General features: G+C 71.9%; 6 protein-coding genes. 5 read left to right on the forward strand and 1 reads right to left on the reverse strand.

Annotated elements, in window-relative coordinates; translation table 11 throughout:
* Positions 1-536 (reverse strand): DUF3375 family protein (locus PROKR_RS31780; RefSeq protein ID WP_169736513.1); only part of this gene is annotated, 536 nt, incomplete at its 3' end.
* A 206-nt stretch (positions 537-742) separates the two neighbouring features.
* On the opposite strand from PROKR_RS31780, the gene PROKR_RS21895 reads away from it, so the two are divergent.
* The 5 genes from PROKR_RS21895 to PROKR_RS21915 all read left to right on the forward strand — a co-directional run bounded on the left by PROKR_RS21895 (position 743) and on the right by PROKR_RS21915 (position 4409).
* Entirely contained in the window at positions 743-1030 is a 288-nt protein-coding gene (locus PROKR_RS21895; RefSeq protein WP_160159013.1) for a helix-turn-helix domain-containing protein, read from the forward strand.
* A 190-nt stretch (positions 1031-1220) separates the two neighbouring features.
* Positions 1221-1904 (forward strand): YdcF family protein, encoded by a 684-nt coding sequence (locus PROKR_RS21900; RefSeq protein ID WP_036967458.1) that lies wholly within the window; start codon positions 1221-1223, stop codon positions 1902-1904.
* 84 nt (positions 1905-1988) lie between these two features.
* Entirely contained in the window at positions 1989-2375 is a 387-nt protein-coding gene (locus PROKR_RS37005) for a DUF1232 domain-containing protein (protein ID WP_036967461.1), read from the forward strand.
* Positions 2376-2426: 51 nt separating this feature from the next.
* Positions 2427-3683, forward strand: coding sequence for an NAD(P)/FAD-dependent oxidoreductase (locus PROKR_RS21910; RefSeq protein ID WP_036967463.1), 1257 nt, complete (start codon positions 2427-2429; stop codon positions 3681-3683).
* Between the two features lie 132 nt (positions 3684-3815).
* A complete protein-coding gene (locus PROKR_RS21915) occupies positions 3816-4409 on the forward strand; it encodes a 1-acyl-sn-glycerol-3-phosphate acyltransferase (protein ID WP_211240200.1) in 594 nt (197 codons plus the stop codon).
* Positions 4410-4584: the final 175 nt, after the last annotated feature.

Genomic DNA, 4584 nt, shown 5'->3' on the forward strand with positions numbered 1-4584 from the left:
TGCTCCAGCAGGGCGGCGAGCCGGGCCTCCGGGTCGGGGTCGGCCTCGTCTGCCAGCCGGTGCAGGCCGTCGAGCACCGCGCCCAGCCGGGACGGCGTCACCGCGGGGTGGGGCCGGCTCAGGCGGGAGACGAACCGGATGGCGAGCAGCGCGCCGTCGGACAGCTCGACCGTCTCGGTGCCGGGCTCGCCCCCGCTCGACGGGCCGCGGCGGCGAACCAGCACGCCCTCGTCGATCCACTCCGAGACGTAGAAGTAGCCCGAGTAGGGCAGTTCGAAGCCGGCGCGGCGCAGCTCGGGGACGTCGTCGTCGATCCGCTCCGCGAGCTGCTCCACGGGCAGCCGGCGGCGAGAGGCCCCGAGGTTGCGGTCGAGCAGCACGACGGCGGCCGCGGCGTTCCTCGACCGCAGCAGCACCCACGCGGGGTGCTCCTGGAGAAGGGCGCGCACGGCGCGTGCCGCCTGGCCGCGACGACCTGTCCCGTGCCCGGCGGCCGGCCGGGGCGCGGCGTCCCCCGGTGAGCTCGCAGTACCCATGGGGGCTGAGAGTAGTAGGCCAACGTGTCGGTGCGGCACCCCCGGAGGAAACATCGCGACACATGCCCCGTCGCTGAGCCGCGACGGCCATAGACGTATAGAGTCAGGTCCCACAGGGCTTGCCGGAAAACAGATCTTCACTTTCCGGCAGGCCCTGTCGTGCGTCATGGCACGTTTCGATGGCAGAGCGTCGACGGGAGGGCATCTTGCTCACGAACGCAGCCCAGATCATTGCCCGGATCCGTGCCGAGCGAGGGCTCAGCATGAGTTCCCTCGGGGTGCTCGCGGGCGTACCCACGTCGACGATCAGTCGTATCGAGTCAGGGCAGATCGAGCCCACGCTCGGAATGGTCCGGCGCATCGCGCTGGGCGCCGGCTACCACCTTCACCTGCAGTACTACGACCTCTTCTCGGGCAAGCTCGAGGACGACGTGGTCCCCGTCGCGGCCGACCCGGCCGGCGAGCCGGAGGAGGACGAAGATCCCCCGCGGTAGGGCGGTTTCTCCGGGGTCCGCTACCTTGTCTCGGTATGGGATGTCGGCGCGGGGGGTGCGGGGACGGAGAGCGACGGCGCTTGTGGGCCGTTCCCGGTAAATGTGACATTGCACGCAATTTCTGTGGAATCCAGGTGCGCGCTCTCGCTCCGGTTGTGCCCCCCATTCGTCCGAGCAATATGGTCGTCATATGCCGAACGTCATGATCCCCGCCGAGGTGCGGGAGGACGTAGAGACACTGTGGGTGTTCCACGACCTGCAGCACGAGCCACGGCAGGTCGACGTCTGCATCGGCCTGGGCGGCCACGACCTCGGCGTGGCCGAGTACACCGCTGAGCTCTACCACCAGGGACTGTTCCGGCAGATCGTCTTCACGGGCGCCAACGCGCCCACCACCGTCGATGCCTTTCCCGAGGGCGAGGCGCTCGGCTACCGCGACCACGCGATCGCGAGCGGCGTGCCCGCTGAGGCGGTCCTCGTCGAGCCGGCGGCGACCAACACCAGTGAGAACCTGGAGTACAGCCGCAACCTGCTCGTCGAGCACGGTGTCGAGCCGACCTCCGTGCTGCTCGTGTCGCACCCCTACCAGCAGCGTCGGGCGTTCGCGACGAGCCAGATGGTGTGGCCCGGCGTCGACGTGCTGTGCGTGTCGCGGCCCCAGACGCTGGACGAGTACGTGGCCGGTGTCGGCGATGCCGACCGCGTGGTCGACATGCTCGTCGGCGAGACGCAGCGCCTCACGCTCTACGCCGAGCTGGGCTTCATCTCCCACGAGGAGGATGTGCCGGACGGCGTCATCGGCGCGTTCGACCGGCTCGTGGCGGCCGGGTACACGTCGCGGCTGGTGGAGGACCGGCGTCCGATAGACGTCTGACCCACGGCGCCCGGGGCCTTGTCAGGAAACGGGCTTCTGGGACATCCCTGGCGAGTTTCCTCGTTCTCCGTTACGTTCCGGGGCATGCGCGAGGAAAACAAGCGGGGCAAGGATCCCAGGAAGTTCACCTGGCAGGAGATCCTCACGTTCGTCGCGGGCGCCGGGTACGTGGCGAGCCCGATCGACCTCCTGTCCGAAGGCGTGCTGGGGCCGCTCGGCCTCGGCGACGACGCCATCGCGATCGTCATCGCGGGCGTCACCCTCTACAAGGCCATCCGGCGGTTCCGGCAGCACCGCACCGTGCCGGGCACCACCGGTGACACGACGCCGGGCGGCACGTCGGGCGGCGATGCCTCGCACGGCGGGGCGACGACCAGCGGGGGAACCACCTCGGGCGGGGCGAGGTTCGCCAACGGCAAGACCGTGCCCGGCACCGCCGAGGACGTGACGGACCGCAAGCCGCGCCGCTGACCGGAAGGCCTGCCTTGGCCGGCCGGTCCGGGCGGGTCTAGGGTCGACGGCGTGGTCAGCGACAACGCACCCCGGGTCCTCGTCGTCGGGGGCGGGCCTGCGGGCGCCGCCACGGCGATCGCGCTGCGCCGTGAGGTTCCCGGCGCCCAGGTGACCGTGGTCGACAAGGCCACGTTCCCGCGCGACAAGACCTGCGGGGACGGGCTGGGTCCGGGCGCTCGCCGGGTGCTGGACGGGCTCGGCCTCTCGGAGCTTCTCGAGCCGTTCCACATGCCGATGTCGGTGGCCATCAGCGGCCCCGGTGGGGTCGAGGCCATGGCACGGGGCCCGCTCATGGAGGGTCGCGACCTGGCGGGCTACGTCACACCCCGGCTCGAGCTGGACCACCTGCTGCTGGGCGCGGCGCGCGACGCGGGCGCCGAGGTGCGCGAGGGCGTCTCGTTCGAGGGGGCGACGTCGGACGGCGCGCGCGAGCGGGTCGTCCTGTCCGACGGCGAGGCGACGTACGACCTGGTCGTCGGCGCGGACGGCGCCTACTCGGCGGTGCGCCGCGCCGTCGGCGTCGAGCGGCCGTCGATGCGGCACACCCACATCGCGGTGCGCGCGTACGGCGAGGTGACCCACCCGGACAAGCCCGTGAGCGACACCCTCCGGTTCGACTTCCTGGAGTCGCTCCTGCCCGTCTACGGCTGGGTCTTCCCGCTGCCCGACGACGGCGCGAACATCGGCGTCGGCCTCCCCGTGAACCATCTGAAGCGGCAGACCGCGCGGCACGGCCGCAAGCTGCGCGACCTGTTCGACCTGTACGTCGAGGACCTGGAGCGCCGGGGCTTCTCGGTCTCCGGGATCGAGCGCGTCGCCACGCACCAGCTGCCGCACGCCGCCGCCCGGACGCCGATGACGGCGCCGGGCCGGGCCGCGGTGCTGGTCGGCGACGCGGCCGCGACGATCAACCCGCTCAGCGGCGAGGGGATCTTCTACGGCATGGCCGCCGGCGTGCAGCTCGCGGAGCACCTGGGGCAGGTGGAACGGGCCGGCGGGACGTGGGCCGGCGCGGGCCTCTCCGACGCCCTGGCCGGGTTCGAGCGAGCGCACCGCCGCCGGTTCGGGCGGCACTACCGCGAGTGCTACCTGGCGCAGCAGCTCATGCGCTCCAAGACGTGGGCCGGCATCGCGACGCGCGCCGTGGCGGCGTCCGACGAGGCGATGGCGCACGTGGCGCTCATGCTGTTCGACGAGCAGACGGCCGGCTCGCGGGGGCTGGTGCGGCTGGCGGCGAGCAGCGTGCGCCCGCTCCTGCGCCGTTGAGGAGCCGGACGGCCGCCGCGGAACGGGCGGCGGACGGTACTCGTTGAGCGGGTCGTGGTTCTGTCACACTGCAGACCCTGAAGCTCAGCGCCGTCTGAGGTCTCCCGCCGATCCCCTGAACCGAGGACGACGATGTCACGCACCATCCGCCGGGCCGTTGCACGACTGATCTGGGCCGGCACCGGCTACCGGCTGCGCACGGAACCAGCGCCGACCCGGCCGACGGTGTTCATCGGGGCGCCGCACACGTCCAACACGGACTTCTTCCTCATGCTGGCCATCGCGTTCCAGATGGACCTGCACATCCGGTTCCTCATCAAGGACTCCTGGTTCAGGGGGCCGATGGCCGGTGTCATGCGCTCGCTGGGCGGCATCCCCGTGGACCGGGGCGACCCGGCCAGCATCGTCGACGAGATCCTCGCGGCCGTCGCCCGTGGAGAGGAGTTCCACCTGGTGGTGACGCCGGAGGGCACACGCGGCAAGGGATCGGGCTACTGGAAGTCGGGGTTCTACCGCATCGCCCTGAAGGCCGGCCTGCCGGTGACGCTCGGGTACGTGGACGGCGTCGCCAAGGTCGCCGGCCTGGGGCCGAGCATCGAGCTGACCGGCGACGTCGCCGCGGACATGGACGTGATCCGCGCGTTCTACCAGGACAAGTCGGGGGTCAAGCCGGCCAACCGCACGGAGCCCCGCCTGCGCAACGAGTCCCCGGACGCCCAGCCCTGACCTCCCGGCTCACCGCTCGGCGGGCGGGGTGAGGGAGTCCAGGACGCGTTCCAGGCCGTAGGCCCAGGCGTGGGTCGGGCTGGACGGTGCGTTCATCGCCGCCCCCGCCGCGCCGCCCACCCGCTGGGCGAGCTGGTGTTCGTCGCCGAGGTACTCCGCCAGTCGCCCTGCCCAG

The organism is Promicromonospora kroppenstedtii DSM 19349 (genome assembly GCF_000515355.1).
Lineage (GTDB): Bacteria > Actinomycetota > Actinomycetes > Actinomycetales > Cellulomonadaceae > Promicromonospora > Promicromonospora kroppenstedtii.

Coding starts and splice junctions, on each gene's coding strand:
- PROKR_RS21900 (WP_036967458.1), top strand. CDS start 1,221: ATGCCGAACGTCATGATCCCCGCCGAGGTGCGGGAGGACGTAGAGACA.
- PROKR_RS37005 (WP_036967461.1), top strand. CDS start 1,989: ATGCGCGAGGAAAACAAGCGGGGCAAGGATCCCAGGAAGTTCACCTGG.
- PROKR_RS21915 (WP_211240200.1), top strand. CDS start 3,816: ATGTCACGCACCATCCGCCGGGCCGTTGCACGACTGATCTGGGCCGGC.